At 57.8% G+C, this 17,634-nt stretch carries 15 protein-coding genes and 2 pseudogenes; 6 read left to right on the top strand and 11 right to left on the bottom strand.

The features are described from left to right. Position 1: 1 nt before the first annotated feature. On the bottom strand, positions 2 to 847 hold the full coding sequence (locus tag ABWH92_RS05830; RefSeq protein WP_375573004.1) for a peptidylprolyl isomerase: 846 nt from the start codon (positions 845 to 847) through the stop codon (positions 2 to 4). A gap of 235 nt (positions 848 to 1,082) precedes the next feature. Between ABWH92_RS05830 and secA the strand changes: the two are divergent. Together secA and ABWH92_RS05820 are read left to right on the top strand one after the other, a co-directional pair. Continuing rightward, a pseudogene (secA, locus tag ABWH92_RS05825) lies at positions 1,083 to 3,672 on the top strand (preprotein translocase subunit SecA); the annotation flags it as partial. Positions 3,673 to 3,845: 173 nt separating this feature from the next. Beyond that, positions 3,846 to 3,965 (top strand): annotated as a pseudogene (locus tag ABWH92_RS05820) (SEC-C metal-binding domain-containing protein); the annotation flags it as partial. 7 nt (positions 3,966 to 3,972) lie between these two features. Here ABWH92_RS05820 and ABWH92_RS05815 read toward each other — a convergent pair. From ABWH92_RS05815 to ABWH92_RS05790, 6 genes are all read right to left on the bottom strand, one after another. Further along, positions 3,973 to 5,142 carry an MFS transporter gene (locus tag ABWH92_RS05815; RefSeq protein WP_375573002.1) on the bottom strand — a complete coding sequence of 390 codons (1,170 nt, stop codon included), beginning with the start codon at positions 5,140 to 5,142 and terminating at the stop codon, positions 3,973 to 3,975. Between the two features lie 62 nt (positions 5,143 to 5,204). Continuing rightward, entirely contained in the window at positions 5,205 to 6,002 is a 798-nt protein-coding gene (locus ABWH92_RS05810; RefSeq protein ID WP_375573000.1) for an alpha/beta fold hydrolase, read from the bottom strand. A gap of 32 nt (positions 6,003 to 6,034) precedes the next feature. Beyond that, on the bottom strand, positions 6,035 to 7,222 hold the full coding sequence (locus ABWH92_RS05805) for a L,D-transpeptidase family protein (protein WP_375572998.1): 1,188 nt from the start codon (positions 7,220 to 7,222) through the stop codon (positions 6,035 to 6,037). Between the two features lie 211 nt (positions 7,223 to 7,433). Continuing rightward, positions 7,434 to 8,393: an acetyl-CoA carboxylase carboxyltransferase subunit alpha gene (locus ABWH92_RS05800; RefSeq protein WP_375572996.1), complete on the bottom strand. Its 960-nt coding sequence runs from the start codon at positions 8,391 to 8,393 to the stop codon at positions 7,434 to 7,436. A 132-nt stretch (positions 8,394 to 8,525) separates the two neighbouring features. Beyond that, positions 8,526 to 9,446, bottom strand: a complete 921-nt coding sequence (locus ABWH92_RS05795; RefSeq protein WP_375572994.1) for a site-specific tyrosine recombinase XerD — start codon at positions 9,444 to 9,446, stop codon at positions 8,526 to 8,528. A gap of 7 nt (positions 9,447 to 9,453) precedes the next feature. Then, on the bottom strand, positions 9,454 to 9,597 hold the full coding sequence (locus ABWH92_RS05790) for a histidine kinase (RefSeq protein ID WP_375572992.1): 144 nt from the start codon (positions 9,595 to 9,597) through the stop codon (positions 9,454 to 9,456). 131 nt (positions 9,598 to 9,728) lie between these two features. Here ABWH92_RS05790 and ABWH92_RS05785 point away from each other — a divergent pair, with 131 nt between their 5' ends. Genes ABWH92_RS05785 through ABWH92_RS05775 form a run of 3 tightly spaced genes read left to right on the top strand, consistent with a single transcriptional unit; the run spans position 9,729 to position 12,778 of the window. Then, positions 9,729 to 10,361 (top strand): shikimate kinase, encoded by a 633-nt coding sequence (locus tag ABWH92_RS05785; protein ID WP_375572990.1) that lies wholly within the window; start codon positions 9,729 to 9,731, stop codon positions 10,359 to 10,361. Continuing rightward, the gene (gene aroB / locus ABWH92_RS05780; RefSeq protein WP_375572988.1) at positions 10,358 to 11,479 is read left to right on the top strand and encodes a 3-dehydroquinate synthase; all 1,122 of its coding nucleotides are present in this window, start codon (positions 10,358 to 10,360) and stop codon (positions 11,477 to 11,479) included. Before ABWH92_RS05785 ends, aroB begins: the two co-directional genes overlap by 4 nt. A gap of 15 nt (positions 11,480 to 11,494) precedes the next feature. Continuing rightward, positions 11,495 to 12,778 carry an HlyC/CorC family transporter gene (locus tag ABWH92_RS05775; protein WP_375572986.1) on the top strand — a complete coding sequence of 428 codons (1,284 nt, stop codon included), beginning with the start codon at positions 11,495 to 11,497 and terminating at the stop codon, positions 12,776 to 12,778. 121 nt (positions 12,779 to 12,899) lie between these two features. On the opposite strand, the gene ABWH92_RS05770 is transcribed toward ABWH92_RS05775, so the two are convergent. Together ABWH92_RS05770 and ABWH92_RS05765 are read right to left on the bottom strand one after the other, a co-directional pair. After that, positions 12,900 to 13,346 (bottom strand): hypothetical protein, encoded by a 447-nt coding sequence (locus ABWH92_RS05770; protein WP_375572984.1) that lies wholly within the window; start codon positions 13,344 to 13,346, stop codon positions 12,900 to 12,902. Then, positions 13,343 to 14,299, bottom strand: coding sequence for a tyrosine recombinase XerC (locus ABWH92_RS05765; RefSeq protein WP_375572982.1), 957 nt, complete (start codon positions 14,297 to 14,299; stop codon positions 13,343 to 13,345). Before ABWH92_RS05765 ends, ABWH92_RS05770 begins: the two co-directional genes overlap by 4 nt. Before the next feature lie 285 nt (positions 14,300 to 14,584). On the opposite strand from ABWH92_RS05765, the gene ABWH92_RS05760 reads away from it, so the two are divergent. Further along, positions 14,585 to 15,595: an ABC transporter substrate-binding protein gene (locus tag ABWH92_RS05760; protein WP_375572980.1), complete on the top strand. Its 1,011-nt coding sequence runs from the start codon at positions 14,585 to 14,587 to the stop codon at positions 15,593 to 15,595. 60 nt (positions 15,596 to 15,655) lie between these two features. Here the strand turns inward: ABWH92_RS05760 and ABWH92_RS05755 are convergent, their stop codons facing one another. Further along, on the bottom strand, positions 15,656 to 15,991 hold the full coding sequence (locus ABWH92_RS05755; protein ID WP_375572978.1) for a hypothetical protein: 336 nt from the start codon (positions 15,989 to 15,991) through the stop codon (positions 15,656 to 15,658). Between the two features lie 161 nt (positions 15,992 to 16,152). Continuing rightward, the gene (leuC, locus tag ABWH92_RS05750; protein WP_375572977.1) at positions 16,153 to 17,562 is read right to left on the bottom strand and encodes a 3-isopropylmalate dehydratase large subunit; all 1,410 of its coding nucleotides are present in this window, start codon (positions 17,560 to 17,562) and stop codon (positions 16,153 to 16,155) included. Positions 17,563 to 17,634 lie beyond the last annotated feature (72 nt).

The raw sequence follows: 17,634 nt of genomic DNA, 5'->3' as shown, positions 1-17,634 counted from the left end.
GTTATTCTGGTGCGGCTGGTGGCTCTAAGCCTTCGACTTCGTAGGTGATAGAAGCTTCCTCACGCAGACCGCCAATGGCGTCCACAAAAGCCTGCTGCAACAAACCCTGCTGGATTTGCGGTGCCAGCTCTTCAAAAGATGGTGCTTCGCTTTCGCGCACTTCTTCCAGATAAATCACATGCCAGCCGAAGCGGCTTTCCACTGGGTCCGGTGTGTAGCTGCCAACCTCCAATGAGAAAGCAGCATCTTCAAAGACGGGCACCATGCGACCACGGGTGAAAAATCCAAGATCACCGCCATTGGGGCCACTTGGCCCGGTTGAGCGCTCGGTCGCCAGTTCGGCAAAGTCCGCTCCGTCATCCAGCTCTTCGATGGCAGCACGCGCTTCTTCTTCGGTTTCCACCAGAATATGGCGCGCTTTGCGCTCTTCTTCCGGTTCAAAACCTGCAACGGCCTCGTCATAAGCAGCCCGCAAGGCCTCATCATCAACCTGAGCGGCAAGCACATCCACCAAGTAGGCGGTACGCAATGTGCGAGCACGCTGATAAGCAAGGCGGCGCTGGAAAGCTTCGCTGTCGGCAAGCCCTTCTTCTTCACCGGCACTGGCCAAAAGGTGCAAGTCGATCAAAGCATCAACGATCACCGCGCGCCGCTGATCGTCTGGCACCCGCTGCAACTGTTCAGCAAAGTCTTGGCTGGCCATAAGCGCTTCGTCTTCGGTGATTTCATACCCGTTGACGGTGGCAAGCACGGTGTCGGGCTCGAAAGCATCCTGCGCCAATGCAGCGCTCGACATGGCAAAGGTGGCAAGCCCGGCAACAGCCAGGCGGGTGAAGAGATGCGGCATTACGATGTTCCTTGAATTGGACGCTCGGCGTGAAAACGACCCTGTTCCTCAAAATCGGGCCGGACCATGGCGATGTTTCACGACGTTGACAAGCAAAAGGGCCATTCTTATCTGTGTGGCGCTTTCTCACCCGCTGCAAAGGGCATCATCAGCCATGCAGCCAGCTTTGCTTTTCTTGTTCATCGCACCCTGCCCTTGATGTGGCCGATAAGGGTGCGCGGAGATATTCCCCGCCATGCTCGGCCTTGGTTCCATCGCCTCCAAACTTTTTGGGTCCTCCAACGATCGCATCGTCAAAGGCTATCAAGCCCGCGTTGAGGCGATCAACGCGCTTGAGCCGGAGATGGAAGCCCTCTCTGATGATGCTTTGCGCGGCAAAACCGCTGAATTCCGCCAGAGGCTGGAAAATGGAGAGACGCTGGACAAGCTTCTTCCTGAGGCCTTTGCGGTTGTGCGTGAAGGCGGCAAGCGCGCCCTTGGCCAACGGCACTACGATGTCCAGCTGATCGGCGGCATGGTGCTGCATGAAGGCAAAATCGCCGAAATGAAAACCGGTGAGGGTAAAACCCTTGTCGCCACGCTGGCTGTGTATCTCAACGCGCTCGAAGGCAAAGGCGTTCACGTGGTGACCGTCAACGACTATCTCGCCCGTCGCGACGCGGCCTGGATGGGGCAAGTCTATGGTTTCCTCGGCCTTACCACCGGCACCATTGTTCACGGGCTGTCCGATGAAGAACGCCGCGCGGCCTATCGCTGCGACGTCACCTACGCGACCAACAATGAGCTGGGTTTTGATTATTTGCGCGACAACATGAAGTATCGCCGCGCGGAAATGGCGCAGCGCGCGCATCGCTTTGCCATCGTCGATGAGGTGGATTCAATCCTCGTTGATGAAGCCCGCACCCCTTTGATCATTTCCGGTCCGCTGGCTGACAAATCCGATCTTTACACAGCCATCGACAAGCTGGTGCCGCAGCTGGTGGAAGATGATTACGAGATCGACGAAAAGCAGCGCACCGCGAACTTCACTGAGCAAGGCTCAGAAACGCTCGAACGGATCCTGGCCGAAGCGAACTTGATTGAAGATGGCACGGACCTTTACGACACCGAAAACATTCAAGTCGTCCACCATATGAACCAGGCTTTGCGGGCCCATCAGCTGTTCCAGCGCGACAAAGACTACATCGTGCGCAATGGCGAAGTGGTGATCATCGATGAGTTCACCGGCCGTATGATGCCAGGGCGCCGCTTCTCCGATGGCCTGCACCAGGCGTTGGAAGCCAAAGAAAATGTGGCGATTAACCCGGAAAACCAGACGCTCGCGTCGGTCACCTTCCAAAACTATTTCCGCCTCTACGACAAGCTCGGCGGCATGACCGGTACGGCTTCCACCGAAGCTGAAGAGTTCGGCAACATTTACGGCCTGGAAGTGGTTGAAATTCCCACCAATGTGCCAGTGGCTCGTGTCGATGACGACGATGAAGTCTACCGAACGTTCGAAGACAAATACCGTGCCATCGTGGCGTTGATCGCCGATTGCTCGCGTCGCGGTCAGCCAATCATCGTTGGCACCACGAGCATTGAAAAGTCTGAACTGCTTTCGCAGATGCTTTCTGACAAGAAGGCAGTGCTTGCCATTGCCGATAAGCTGATCGAGCAGGCCGACAACACCGACAAAGGCGAGGCAGAACTTGCCGAATACCTGCGTCAAGCAGGCGAGTATCTCAAAGAAACCGCCAAGGGCGTAAAGGGCAAAAACCCAGCCATTCCGCACCAGGTTTTGAACGCCCGTTTCCACGAGCAGGAAGCTTTGATTGTTGCTCAGGCCGGCGTGCCTGGCGCGGTCACCATCGCCACCAATATGGCCGGTCGCGGGACCGACATTCAGCTTGGCGGCAACGCGGATATGCGCATCGTCACCGAGCTTGGTGAGATGGAAGACGGGGCTGAAAAAGAAGGCAAGGCTCAATCGATCCGCGAGGAAGTCGCAAAGCTCAAACAGCAAGCCTTGGATGCTGGTGGGCTTTATGTCGTCGGCACGGAACGTCACGAAAGCCGCCGGATCGACAACCAGCTGCGTGGCCGCTCCGGTCGCCAGGGTGACCCCGGACATTCCAAGTTCTTCCTGTCGTTGCAAGATGATCTGATGCGCATCTTCGGCTCCGACCGGATGGATGGCATGCTGCAAAAGCTTGGCCTGAAAGAAGGCGAAGCGATTATCCATAACTGGATCAACAAGGCGCTTGAGAAGGCGCAGCAGAAGGTTGAAGCGCGCAACTTCGACATCCGCAAAAATCTGCTGAAATATGATGACGTTATGAACGATCAGCGCCGCGTGGTCTTCGACCAACGCTTGGAGCTGATGGAAGAGGATGATCTGGCCGAACCGGTCAAGGACATGCGCCATGACGTCATTGAAGATCTTGTCGCTGCGCACATTCCTGAAAAAGCCTATCCCGAACAATGGGATACTGAAGGTTTGCAAGAGCAGGTCAAAGCCGTGCTCAACCTTGACTTGCCTGTTGTGGCGTGGGCTGACGAAGAAGGCATTGCCGAAGATGATGTCATGGAGCGCCTAAAACGCGCCGCCGATGAAGCTTATGCCGGACGCGTTGCCCGCTTTGGCCCTGACGTGATGCGCCAGGTTGAACGCGCGGTGCTGCTGCAAACCCTCGATGGACTGTGGCGAGAGCATCTGGCGACACTCGACAATCTACGCTCAGTGGTTGGATTCCGTGGCTATGGCCAACGCGATCCGCTGCAGGAATATCGCACCGAAGCTTTCCAGCTGTTTGAAGCGCTGCTCGCCAATCTGCGTGAGACTGTCACCAAACATCTGATGGTCGTTGAGGTGCGCACCGAAGCACCACCACAACTTCCAACCGCTGATGATGTGCCTGGCGCGGCGCCACAACCCGCTGAACCTATGTCACCAGCCATGGCAAAAGCGGCTGCAGGCATGGCAGCGCTTCGCGGTGAACTAGCCCCAGGCGCAGCACCAGTTGCACCAGAAGCGCGCGACCCGCAGCGTCCTGAAACCTGGGGCAAAGTCGGCCGAAACGAGCCGTGTCCTTGCGGTTCTGGCAAAAAATACAAGCACTGCCACGGCGCAATCTAGGTAAAGGTCAGTGGGCGCGCATCAGCGCCCGCATCGCCCATACGCCGACGACAGGGCCAAGCGCCATCACCACAAGGACCGGCTGCCAGCCCCATTGATTGGCAAGAACAGGCGTTGCCTGCACGGTGACCATAGTCAGTGCAAAACCAAGCGCTGTCTGGAAGGTGAGAAGGCTGCCTGTCTGGTCGGCAGGTGCATGGTCGGCGACCAGGGCTGAGAGTTGCGGAGAGTCTGGGATCACGCTTGCGCCCCAAAGCAGCAAAACGGGTAATACCAGCCAAATCGGCCCGCCAAAGGTAAAAGCCGCAAGCACTGCCGACCCGCCGCTGATCACCATCGCCCCGGCTGCTACCTGCGCCTTGCCCAGCCGGTCAGCAAGCCAACCGGTCGGCACGCACACCAGTGCACCCAAAGCGATCACCAAAAAAGCGGTCAGCGTCGCAAGTCGCGAAGCATCGTCACCAGGCATGCTGATCGCAAAGGAAGCCGCCGCAATGAGGCCAATCCACGCCCACATGGCGTAAAGCTCCCACATGTGCCCCAGATAGCCGATGATCGCCAGGCGCACCCCCTTGTTCGTCCAGGCGGTGCCGATAGCTTTGGGGTTGAACGCGGCTGCCGTGACATGATGCGGCCCGAGTTTCGCGCCCAAAGCCAGCAACCCGCCAAAAACCGCAAGCCCAGACGCCAGCATCACCGTCGTGCGCCAATCCGTTCCACCAGTTAGCGCCAGAAAGTGCGGCGAAGCTGACCCCAGCGCCACGGCCCCAACAAGCGCACCAACAAGCAAGCCGCGGTCGGTAGAACCCCAACCAACGGCAATCTTCATACCCACCGGATAAACCCCAGCGAGCAACGCTCCAGTAACGACGCGCAACAGCACCGCGCCCAACGTGTCAGGTGGGACAAACAATAGCGCGCCGTTCGCCAAACCAGCCAAGACAGCACAGCCTGCGAACACCAGCCTTGGATCAAGTCTGTCGGGTAGACCGGAGATGGCCAATGCCAACGCGCCAAGCACGAACCCACCTTGCACGCCGCTGGACAGCGCTGCCTGCTGACCAGCAGACATCGGAAACTCCGCCACCATGCCCGGCAACACGGCCGCCGACACAAACCAAAGGCTCATGCCACACACTTCGGCGATCATAAGAAGGAGGATGGAGCGCGTCTTCACACCCCATGCCTAGCGCGCAGCCAAAGCCCAAGCAATTGACCTATCGGCACATTTTCGTGTGATCAAAGAGAGGCGTAAAAGTCCCGCAACGCCGTCTCAAACGCGTCCGGCACCTGAACTGGTGCCATATGGCCAGCATCCTTCAGCATCACCATCTGCGCGCCAGGAATAGCGCCTGCCAGGGCCTGAGGGTGCTCGGCAGGGAACGAAAGATCGCGATCAGCACCAATCACCAGTGTTGGTGTCGATACGTCGCCCAACCGATCGAGCACATCATGGGCTTTGACGGCCAGGCCACACGAGAGCGCGCCTGCGACCGTGGTCGAACCGATCATACGCGCCACCGGATCAAGATCAGCCGGGCCAAACCCGTCGATCAGCCCAGCGCCATACCAGCGCTCCATGGTTTCGTGAATTTGCGCCCAGAGACCACGCTTGGTGATCGCTTCTAGCCGCGTATCCCACATAGAGGCAGCCTCCGATGGCAAGCGTCCCGTGGTGCAAGCAAGCACCAACGAGAGCATTCGATCAGCATGGGAGAGCCCGAGATGCTGACCGATCATTCCGCCAATCGACAAACCGCACATATGAGCGCGTTCGACACCGGCATCATCAAGAACAGCGATGACGCTCTGCGCCAGAAAGCCCATATCTGCAGCCTTGTCGTTGGGCTCGGACTGCCCGTGGCCAGGCAAATCCACCGCCAAACATCTGTAACTTGGCGCAAAGCGGGCAATCATGCCGTCCCAAAGCGATGCATTGCATGTGTAGGCATGCACAAAGATCAGCGCAGGTAAGTCGTTGGCACCACCAGTGTCGGTGTAGTGCACGCGTCGGCCATCAAGCGTGGCAAAGGGCATAACAAGTCCTTTGACGAGAAACCTCTAGGGGATCAGTTGCCTGAGAACATCCCGTCAAACAAGCTGCCAGCACGCGCCATGAACGAATTACCGGCTGCAGGGGCCGATGCAGGGGCAGCCTCCACCGCTGCTGTTTCAACGCCAGGGGCAGGGACCGGTGATGATGCCGCTGCTGGCGCGGGCGCTGCAACCGCCGTTTCAGCCAAGGGCGGCGGCGTGGGAGCCGCCGGGGCCGTTGCAACAACGGGCGCCGGTGCAGCGGTTGGCGGTGCCACGGGTTGCGGCGTGGTTGCCACCATCACTCGATCGGCAGCGACCGCTGGTTCACCGACGGCCGGCGCAACAACGCCATTGGGGTGGTACTCAGCCAACGCCACCTCAAAGGCAGCCCGATGCTCAGCCTGTGCAGCCTGAAATGACGAGGCGATAGGCTCAGGCGTTGTGTAAGCCGGGCATTGCTGGGCGGCAGAGAACTGTTCAGCGGCAACCGCGTTGAAGATGTAACGACGGTCGCAGACATCCACTTGCGGCGGTATCTTCGTCACTTCGAAATGCTGATAGCCTTCCTGAAGCATTTCCCAGAAGGCAAAGTGGCGGTGCCCTGCATGCCGGGCCATGTTCTCCGGCGTCATACGGAACGGAAAGGCGTGCACTTGGAACGCACGCTGACCACCCTCAAAAGCTTCGCGCGCCAGCGCATAAATCTCAGCAATCTGGTCATCTGTCATGGCGTAGCAGCCAGCAGATGAGCAGGCCCCGTGCACCATCAGGTGCGAACCAGTGCGGCCGTGCGAGCGATCAAAAGCGTTGGGAAAGCCCAAATTAAACGACAGATAAAACGAGGAATTCGGGTTCATCTGCGCCGGTGTGATGGTGTAAAAACCCTCGGGCGCTTGACGGTCCCCTTCTTGGAATTTCGGGCCAAGTTCGCCCGACCAGGTGCATATCTCATAGGTTTCCAGCAGCATGAAGCGACCGCTTGGGCCACGCTTCCAGACTTCCAGATCGCCCTCTTCCTTGAAGATGCGCATATAAACAGGGTCAGCCTCAGACATCGCCAGACGGTCCATCTTCAACTGCAACGAGGCAGGAAGCGGCTGGAGATGCTTGGGCATGTATTCAGACTGGCAAGCGGCCAACATCGGCGCGGCGCTGGCAAGCAGCAAGCCTTTCACCAATGTACGGCGACTTAACGCATATTTTGGGGGGACTGGAGACATCGTACGCAATACCTTCACGACGCAAAACAAACAGACGGTATTCTCACCATACAATTTGCCCTTGTGAGCTTACGAAAGGTTTACCAAACCTAGCATTGGCCGACTTGCGATGAAAGACGCAAGCCAAGGGCCTCACGCAATCGTCATCACGCGCGGTTTCGGTACGTTACGCTTGAATATGGCCTGACCATGACTGCAGTTGGGCACTTGGTTAAATGCTTAACGTGCGCCCAATGGCCAGAAACTTTTCCTGTCTCAGCGAACGCCAATCCGTGTGTGGCGCGCCATCAAACTCATCAAAACTTGATGCGATATGGTTTCGCACGTTCGCAATGGCATGTGCTGGATCGCGGTGAGCACCACCCAGGGGCTCCTCAATCACCCCATCAACCACTTTGAGGTCGGTGAGGTCTTCAGCGGTCACTTTGAGAGCCGAAGCCGCATCAGAAGCGCGCGCGCTGTCACGCCATAGGATGCTGGCGGCTCCTTCCGGTGAAATCACCGAATAAATCGCATGTTCCAACATGAACACTTTGTTGGCGGTGGCCAGCGCAATCGCGCCACCGGAACCACCCTCACCAATGATCACGCTAATCGTTGGGACTTTGACGTTGAGACAGGCCTCGGTGGAGCGGGCGATCGCTTCCGCCTGGCCTCGTTCTTCGGCTCCAATACCGGGATACGCGCCTGCCGTGTCGACAAAAGTGATGATCGGCAGGTTGAACCGGTCGGCAAGCTTCATGGCCCGCACAGCTTTGCGATAGCCTTCAGGTCGGGCCATGCCAAAATTGTGCTTCAGCCTTGAGGCGGTGTCATCGCCTTTTTCATGGCCAATCACCATCACCGCGCGACCATCAAAGCGCGCCATACCCATTTGAATGGCGTGATCATCGGCAAACGCGCGATCGCCAGCCAACGGCGTAAAATCAGTGAACAGAGCCTGCGCATAGGCTTTGTAGTGCGGACGATCAGGATGGCGCGCGATCTGCGTCTTCTGCCAAGGTGTCAGCTTAGAGTAGAGGTCGGTCAGCGCCTTCTGCGCTTTGACCTCCAGCCGGGCGATCTCGTCGGCAACATCAACCGCAGCATCCTCAGCTTGCAAAGCTTTCAACTCCGCCACCTTGCCCTCAAGGTCAGCGACAGGTTTTTCAAAATCCAGATAGGTGTGCATCACGCCTCAAACTTGGCTGGCAAAGGGGCCAACGGCCCTCGCCGAAAGATCGCCGGACTTGAAGTCGCTTCACGCCCGGAAGTCAAGGGATTGGAATGGTTCAGCTCTTAACAGGCTTAAAAGGTCAGCTCTTCATGTGGCATCACTGAGCGGGTGACAACTGGTCACCAACCCGTGCAACCGCTCGTCGAGCACATGGGTATAGATCTGCGTGGTCGCAATATCTTTGTGACCAAGCAGCGACTGTACCGTGCGCAAATCCGCGCCATGCGCAAGCAAATGGCTGGCAAAGGCGTGGCGCAACACGTGTGGCGACAGTCCCTTTGTTGGCAATCCGGCGGCCGCAGCCAGCGACTTCAGATCACGCGCGAAGGCCTGACGGGTCAAATGACCCTCCGCGCTGTCAGCGGGAAATAAAAAAGTGGAACGCGTCTGGCGTTTATCGGCATCCAGTGCCTCCAGATAGGCTGTCATGGCGCTTTGAGCGATGGGTGTCAGCGGAACCAACCGCTCGCGCCCACCTTTGCCGCGCACCACAAAGGCCTCTCCACCGCCGGCGACGGAACGCGGCAGGCTCACCAGCTCTGAGACGCGCAAGCCCGTGGCGTAAAGAAGCTCCAACAAAGCGCGCATCCGTAACGCCTTGATCTGCTTGCTCGGCGTCAGACCAGCAACCTCGCAGGCCTGTTTGGCCTGCGTCAGCAGCCGGTCAACAGCATCCTCCCCCATCACCTTGGGCAATGGCTTGGGCTTTTTCGGTCCGCGGAGCGGTTCGCACGGATCATCAGCGCGCATGCCTTCAGCGTAAAGAAACTGAAAATATTGTTTCAGCGCGGACAGTCTGCGTGCCGCCGTTGACGCTTTGGCACCATTGGCTTCCAACCGTGCCAGATAGGCGCGCACATCATCAGTGGACGCCGTGTTCAAAGCACCAGAAAGATCGTCGGCAAAATCAGTGAGATCACGCCGATACGCATCCAGCGTGTTGGGTGAAGCGCCGCGTTCCACGGCCAACATGTCCAGAAACAACCCGATGTCACCTGCGCTGCTCATTGCACGCTCACTGGTCAAAGCGTTCAGGTGCGATACGCACCGACACAGGTTCTGGCGTCGGTTCGATATAGGTGGCCAACGCATAAATTGCGCCAGCCGCAAGCGCGCCAAGTAGGGCTAGCCGTATCAAAAAGCGAAATGTTGTGGGCATTGAACCTTAAACGTGATGGGCGAGGCCGATGTCAGTGCGGTCCCAGGACTGCCAGAGGTCGTTAAGCGCAGGAAACCTTTTGTGCGCCTTTATCTTTCCAGTATGACTGAAAACGCTTAAGCAAATCTACCATGACGTCACACTCTTCATCAAATGCCGCGACGACGCTCGACGAGGCCTACCAACCACGCGCCAATGCCGCCGATATTGCCCGCATTCGCGAAGGCTTAGGCACGCGCGCCATCGTGATTGTTGGCATGATGGGAGCGGGGAAATCCTCCATCGGTCGTCGGCTGGCGCAAGCGCTGCACATTGAGTTCGTCGACTCCGATGATGAGATCGAAAAAGCGGCCAACCTGACAATCCCAGAAATCTTTGAGACCTATGGCGAAGCGCATTTCCGCGATGGCGAACGCAAGGTCATCGCCAGACTTCTGTCAGACGGCTCAAAGGTGATAGCCGTCGGCGGCGGCGCTTTCGAGAACCCACAAACCCGCCAAGACATTGCTGAGCATGGGTTGTCAATCTGGCTGAAAGCCGACTTTGAAACGCTTATGGCGCGGGTACGCCGTCGTTCGCACCGCCCATTGCTGCAAAACCCCGATCCCGAAGGCACGATGTTGCGTTTGCTGGACGCACGCGCGCCCAACTATGCCCTGGCGGACCTTACCGTTCCCTCGCGCGATGGCGCCCATGCCGATGTGGTTCAAGCTTGCCTGCATGCGCTCGGCGCGCACCTTCAGAATGAAACGGACCCCAAGTGAGCCCATCTCCACAAAGCGTCCACGTCGATCTCGGTGAACGCAGCTATGACATCCTCATCGGGCAGAACGTTTTGGAAAGCGCCGGTGAACGCATCGCTGCCTTGGCCCCTGGTGCCCGAACGGTCGTCGTCACCGATGGCCGCGTTGCGCGGATGCACCTGGATACGCTGGAAGCCAGCCTAGAAGCCGCAAAGATCGACAGTTTTGCGGTGATCGTGACACCCGGCGAAGGCTCCAAAAGCTGGCACGGCATCCAGACCGTGACCGATGCGATCATTGGCGGAAGGCTGGAGCGTGGGGACCTCGTGATTGCACTAGGTGGCGGCGTGATCGGAGATTTGGCAGGCTTCGCCGCTGCCATTGCACGCCGTGGCATGCGGTTTGTGCAGATGCCCACAACCTTGCTGGCGCAAGTGGACTCCTCGGTTGGCGGCAAGACCGGCATCAACACCGAACATGGCAAAAACCTTGTCGGATCCTTTCATCAACCCATCCTGGTGCTGGCTGATACAGCAACGCTAGAGACGCTGCCCGACCGCGAGATGAAGGCTGGCTATGCCGAAATGGTCAAGTACGGCCTCATCGATGATGCGGCCTTTTTTGAGTGGCTAGAAGTCAATGCACCTGCAGTGCTTGCTGGCGAGGTAGAACCGCGCACCGAAGCGATTGCTCGCTCTTGCGCGGCCAAAGCGCGCGTTGTGGCAGACGATGAGCGCGAAGGCGGTCGCCGCGCACTGCTGAACCTTGGCCACACCTTTGGCCACGCGCTGGAAGTGCTTTGCAACTACGACCCGGCCAAGCTGGTTCATGGCGAAGGCGTTGCGATCGGCATGGTGCTCGCCCACCGCTTTTCCAATCACCTGGGCCTCTGTTCTGGCCAAGATGTGCAACGTGTTGTCGCCCACCTTGAAGGGCTTGGCCTGCCGACCGATATCGCAGCCATTGAAGGGTTCAACCCGACAATCGATGAGTTGGTTGACGCCATGAAGCAGGACAAGAAGGTCGAGCGCGGCGCTCTTACCTTTATCCTCACACGCGGTATCGGCCAGAGCTTCATTGCCAGCGACGTCTCAGAAGGCTCGCTTCGCAGCTTTCTTTCCACTCTTGATCTCACCTAAGCGACCTCAACGCTCATGATCACCACCGAAATCTGGCTCACCGGCCTCGCGGTCCTCGGCCTTTTGGTTCTTTCCGCTTTCTTTTCCGGCTCGGAGACAGCGCTAACAGCTGTTTCCCGCGCACGTATGTTGCAGCGAGAGAAAACAGGCGACAAACGCGCTGGTATCGTCGGCAAGCTCACCGAAGCGCGCGAGCGGCTGATCGGCGCGCTGCTGTTGGGCAACAATCTTGTCAATATTTTCGCCTCAGCGCTGACCACGGTGCTCTTCACGGGCTTGTTTGGCGACAGCGGTGTTGCCTATGCCACCTTGGTGATGACAGCGCTGGTTCTGGTGTTTGCCGAAGTGCTGCCCAAGACGCTCGCCATCTCCAACACGGACCGATTTGCGATCTTTGTCGCGCCAATCGTGCGCATTGTGGTCTTCCTGTTCGCGCCCATCACAGCGGCCGTCCAATGGTTCATCCGCAGCCTTCTGAAAATCTTCGGAGTCGATGTGGAAAACATCGATGTGCTTTCCGCGCACGAGGAAATCCGAGGCCAGTTGGAATTTTTCCATCAAGAAGGCGCAGTGTTCAAGGACGACCGCTACCGGCTTGGCGGTGTGCTTGATCTGCACGATTTGGAAGTTTCCGACGTGATGATCCACCGCACCAAAATGCAATCCATCGACATCGATCTGCCCAACGAGGAAATCGTCGATGAGATCTTGAAGAGCCCCTACACACGCATCCCGCTCTGGAAGGAGCGCTCTGACAACATCATCGGTGTTATCCATGCCAAAGATGTCCTGCGCGCCTTGCGGGCCAAAGGCGATCCCTCAGGCGTGGACGTCACCGAGATTGCGCAAACGCCATGGTTCGTACCCGACACCAACACACTTCAGGCGCAGCTCAATGCGTTTTTGAAGCGCAAAGCTCACATTGCCCTGGTGGTCGATGAGTATGGCGAGGTGCAGGGCCTCATCACACTGGAAGATATTTTGGAAGAGATCGTCGGCGATATCGCCGATGAACACGATGTGTCCGCCGAGGGCGTGCGCACGATGCCTGATGGTTCAGTGGTGGTGGACGGTGGCGTGCCGATCCGCGATCTTAACCGGGTCATGGACTGGAACTTGCCCGATGATGAAGCCACGACCATTGCCGGGTTGGTGATCCACGAAGCCCGCCTCATCCCCGAGCGCGGCCAGGCCTTCACCTTCCACGGCTTCCGCTTCAACGTGCTGCGCCGTCAGGGCAATCGGGTGACAAGCCTCAAGATCGCCCCGCTGACAATCAAACCGCGGCCAGGGCTTTGAACTGGGTGCCATCTTCGACTATCTAAAAAGGGCGCAGACCCGTCAGATAATCCAAGACCTAGCGCATGCATGCCCTCGAAAGCCGGGATAGCCTGGTGGCTTGGGGTGCTTACCCCAATCATCACTCCACCAACGTGAACTGACCCACCATTCGATCGCTAGCGCGCCCAGGTTGGTTGTAGTCATTGACCACCTCCGCGTTCACCTGGTTGCCGGTCAACACAAGACGCATGGCCCGTGTTGCGGTGAAGGTGAAAAACACAGCGCGCAGTGAGGCCCCTTCCACCTCCGCCTCTTCGGCAAAACTCCACGTGCAGAGCGTGCGGCCGCAGCGTGTTTCGGCTTTCACGCGCACACCGCTGACAACATCTTCAATGCACCGCAAATCAACAGTGATGCGCGCCAGCTCATTTTGTGCTGGCCGCCTTGCGTCCCATATCGTCTGGCCTTGATACAAACACCAATCGGGTTCAGGCACCGTGATCGCTTGCGCGTGCGTCATGGTCGTGGTGCCGAAGTACGAAACACCGACCAAAACCATCACGGCAAAACCAAGCCAACGCATCATTCCTCCACCCGTGCGCGTGGATGAGCCTGTCGGTAGCTGGCCAAAAGCGCTGCGCCGTCAACACGCGTGTAGACTTGGGTGGTGGAAAGGCTCGCATGGCCGAGCAAGTCCTGGATGGTGCGCAGATCGCCACCTGCGGCCAGAAGATGGGTGGCAAAGGCGTGACGCAGGGCATGGGGCGTTGCTGTTGATGGCAAGCCAAGCCTACCACGCGCTGTCTCCGTTACGCGGCGCACAATACGCTGATCAAGCACGCCACCACGGGCTCCGCGGAAGAAAAAATCATCAATCTCCAGCGTGAAAGGCATCAAACGCGCATAGGCATCGCACGCCTGCCCAATTACCGGCAAAACAGGCACAAGGCGCGTTTTGCCCCCCTTACCGGTGATGCGCAGTGATCGGCTATCATTCTGAGCTGAAGGCGCTTCGCCCTTGGTAACCGACAGAGCCTCGGACACACGAAGCCCAGCGCCATACATCAGAGAAAACACAGCAGCATTGCGCGCCACAATCCATGGCTCAGCTTCCAAATCATCTGCCTCACCCCGCGCCATGCGCAGCGCAGCCGTCGCATCAACAGGACGCGGCAGTCGGTCAGGCAGTTTGGGCGTTTTCACCGCTCGTGCCGGAGCAGCTTCGGCCAATCCTTCGCGTTCCAAGAAAGTAAGGTAAGACCGGATCGCGGCCAAGTTGCGGGCGCGCGTTCGCGCACTTGCCCCTTCTTGCACACGCTGCGCCAAGAACCGCCGGATCGTCGCTGGTCGCAGATCGGCTAGAGCTACCATGACATCATCTGACACGCCTTCAAGAAAGGCCAGAAACCCACTCACATCGGTTGCGTAGGCGTGCAAGGTCGCCTCCGCCAAGCGGCGCTCTGCACGCAGATGCGTTTGCCAGTCTGAAAACCGCGTCACGAGCGATGGAACAAAGGGAAGTTGGGCCGATGCACTCATGCGAGCAGCATATCACACTGGGCGTTGGCAATTTGTTAATCACTTGCCGCTGCGGAATCGGGGCGTAAGGCCGCACTTCAAAGTAAATACCTGACACGCTGTTGACATATCATAGCTCGGCGATAGTTTCTGCCCACGCCTTCGGAATGAATTTCGTTATCTCGCGAGCATCGCTGAAGTCTCGCAGAAATAGTTATGTTTGATATTTATTCTTACATAATTTGAGTACGACAACCGAAGGTTCACAAAATCAGGGAGAATATTTTGTCTATCAAGAATCTATTCTTGAGCGCGAGCCTTTCTATTGTTGCATCAACAGGCGCGCTTGCGCTGACCTCAACGTCAGTACAAGCCTGCGACATTGATCGAGATATCGTTTTTGGCGATTTGGATTGGGCCTCCGCCCAGTTTCACAACCGTGTGGCCCAGTTCATTTTGGAGAACGGCTATGATTGTTCAACCGATGTGATCCCAGGGTCCACCCTGCCGATCTACAATGGCATGGCCCGTGGCGATGTGGACATCGCCATGGAGATCTGGGTGCCAAACGTTCAAGACTGGTGGGATGAAGAAACCGCCAAAGGCACAGTCGAGTCTGTCGGCTTGTCCTACCCCGACGCGGTTCAAGGCTGGTTCGTGCCCCGCTACCTGGTTGAGGGCGACGATGCCCCTGCCGCTGGCCTGACATCCGTCAGCCAACTCGGCGACTACGCCGAAGTCTTCCAGGACCCAGAGGACCCTGACATGGGTCGCTTCTACAATTGCATCGCCGGTTGGGGCTGCGAAGACGCCAACACGCGCAAACTCTCAGCCTATGGTTTGGATGAAACCTTCACCAACTTCCGTCCGGGTACCGGGGGCGCTTTGGCCGCGGCCATTGAATCCTCAATCCTGCGCGAACAACCCATCGTGTTCTACTATTGGGGCCCAACCTGGGTGCTTGGTAAAGTGGGTGACGATGTCATTCAGCTGGAAGAGCCAGCCTATGATGAGGACATCTGGAACGCGATGATGTCGGCAGAGCCGCCAGAAAGCGCAGAACAAGCAACCGCTTACCCGGTGATCCCGGTGGAGATCGGTGTGAACAGCGAGTTTGGTGCTGAAGCACCCGAAGTGGTCGCCTTCCTGGGTGAGTACGGCATGACCGGTGCTGACGTATCCGCTGCCCTTCTCTACATGCAAGAAAACGATGTGGAAGCTGACGAGGCTGCTGAAGAGTTTCTGCGCACCCGCGAAGACCTTTGGACCGCTTGGGTGAGCGAAGACGTTGCCGACCGCGTGCGCGACGCGCTGTAAGCAACGGACGTCCTATTGAGAAGGCAAAACGCCGGGGCAAACCCCGGCGTTTTTTGTGCGCTAAACCATCCGCAATTTTTGTATTTCCTGCTGCAAAGCATCCTGCAAACGCGGCGCCATAGCATGCACCCAGTCTGGCTCACTGGTACGGATCATGAGCCAAAACAAAGACTTTACATCCCAGAATGTGGCATCGATCAGCCCCACCTCTTTTCGGTCTCGCTTGAAATGCCAGTGAACCGAGTTGGGATACTTCTTTCGGGAATAGCTACCGATGTGAGAGATGTAGAGGCCGACACCCTGCGCGGCTCTTTCGACCAGCGCCATCATCTGCGGTCGGCTGATGTCATCTGGCAGATCAATCGGCATGTCGTACGATTTCTTGGGCTTGGTCATAGGCGTCTCCATACTGCTCAACCATGTGGAGCGGCACAGAAAATCAAAGCTCTAGAAAGCACAACAGCGCTCTCAAACAAAAAACGCCGAGGCAAATGCCTCAGCGTTTTCCAATGATTCTGAGTGTGGGCCTCGGCCAAATCGTCTGGGCTCGAGGCCTTTTAAACCTCGCGGATATCCACAAAGTGCCCATGGATCGCTGCAGCCGCCGCCATAGCAGGCGAAACGAGGTGCGTGCGACCCTTAAAGCCCTGACGGCCCTCAAAGTTGCGGTTCGACGTTGAAGCGCAACGCTCTTCCGGTGACAGCTTATCAGCGTTCATCGCAAGGCACATGGAGCAGCCAGGCTCGCGCCAATCAAAGCCAGCGTCAACAAAGATCTTGTCCAGACCTTCCTGCTCGGCCTGCTGCTTCACAAGGCCAGACCCCGGCACAATCATCGCCGACAGCGTGTCAGAGACTTTCTTATCCTTCACCACTTTGGCCACTTCGCGCAGATCTTCGATGCGACCGTTGGTGCATGACCCGATAAACACGCGATCGAGCTTGATATCCGTCATCTTGGTTCCCGCTTCCAAGCCCATATAGGCGAGCGCTCGCTCTTTGGAGGCGCGGGTGTTTGGGTCTTCAATCTGAGCAGGGTCTGGCACGGCGCCAGTCACCGAAATGACGTCTTCAGGGCTGGTGCCCCATGTCACGATCGGCGGCAGATTGGCAGCGTCCAGCACAACTTCGCGGTCAAAATGCGCGCCCTCATCGCTTGGCAACGTTTCCCAATAGGCCTTCGCCATATCCCACGCTTTATCCTTCGGAGCACGGGGGCGACCATTGATATACGCGTAGGTTTTTTCATCCGGCGCGATTAGACCGGCGCGCGCACCGCCTTCAATCGACATGTTGCAAACGGTCATCCGCCCTTCCATGGAAAGCGCACGGATCGCCTCGCCAGCATACTCGATCACCGAGCCGGTGCCACCAGCGGTCCCGATCTCGCCGATAATGGCTAGAATGATGTCTTTAGCGGTCACGCCCTCAGGCAACGCGCCATTGACGGTGACGCGCATGTTTTTCGCTTTTTTCTGGATCAGCGTTTGCGTGGCCAGCACATGCTCCACCTCTGAGGTGCCGATACCGTGCGCCAGCGCGCCAAAAGCACCGTGCGTGGAGGTATGGCTGTCGCCACAGACAATTGTCATGCCAGGCAGTGTGAAACCCTGCTCTGGGCCCACAATGTGCACAATGCCCTGGCGGATATCGACTTCGCTGTAATATTCGACACCAAACTCAGCAGCATTCTTGGCAAGCGTGTCCACCTGCAAGGCGCTTTCGGGATCATCGATCCCCTTGGAGCGGTCGGTCGTCGGCACGTTGTGATCCACCACCGCCAGAGTGCGCTGAGGCGCACGCACCTTGCGACCTGTCATACGCAGGCCTTCAAACGCCTGCGGGCTGGTCACTTCGTGGACAAGATGGCGATCAATGTAGAGCAGCCCGGTGCCATCATCTTGCATATGAACCAGATGATCATCCCAGATTTTGTCGTACATCGTGCGCGGCGCGGCTGCCATCATGCGCTCCTTGATCAGCTTTAAGAGAAAGAAAGAGCGATGTGCCGCAAAACCGCTACAACGGTCAAGTCATCA

The organism is Ahrensia marina, assembly GCF_042140245.1.
Taxonomy (GTDB): Bacteria; Pseudomonadota; Alphaproteobacteria; order Rhizobiales; family MH13; genus MH13.
The sequence above is the reverse complement of the archived record's forward strand: the minus strand, read 5'-3'. Positions and strand labels throughout refer to the sequence as shown.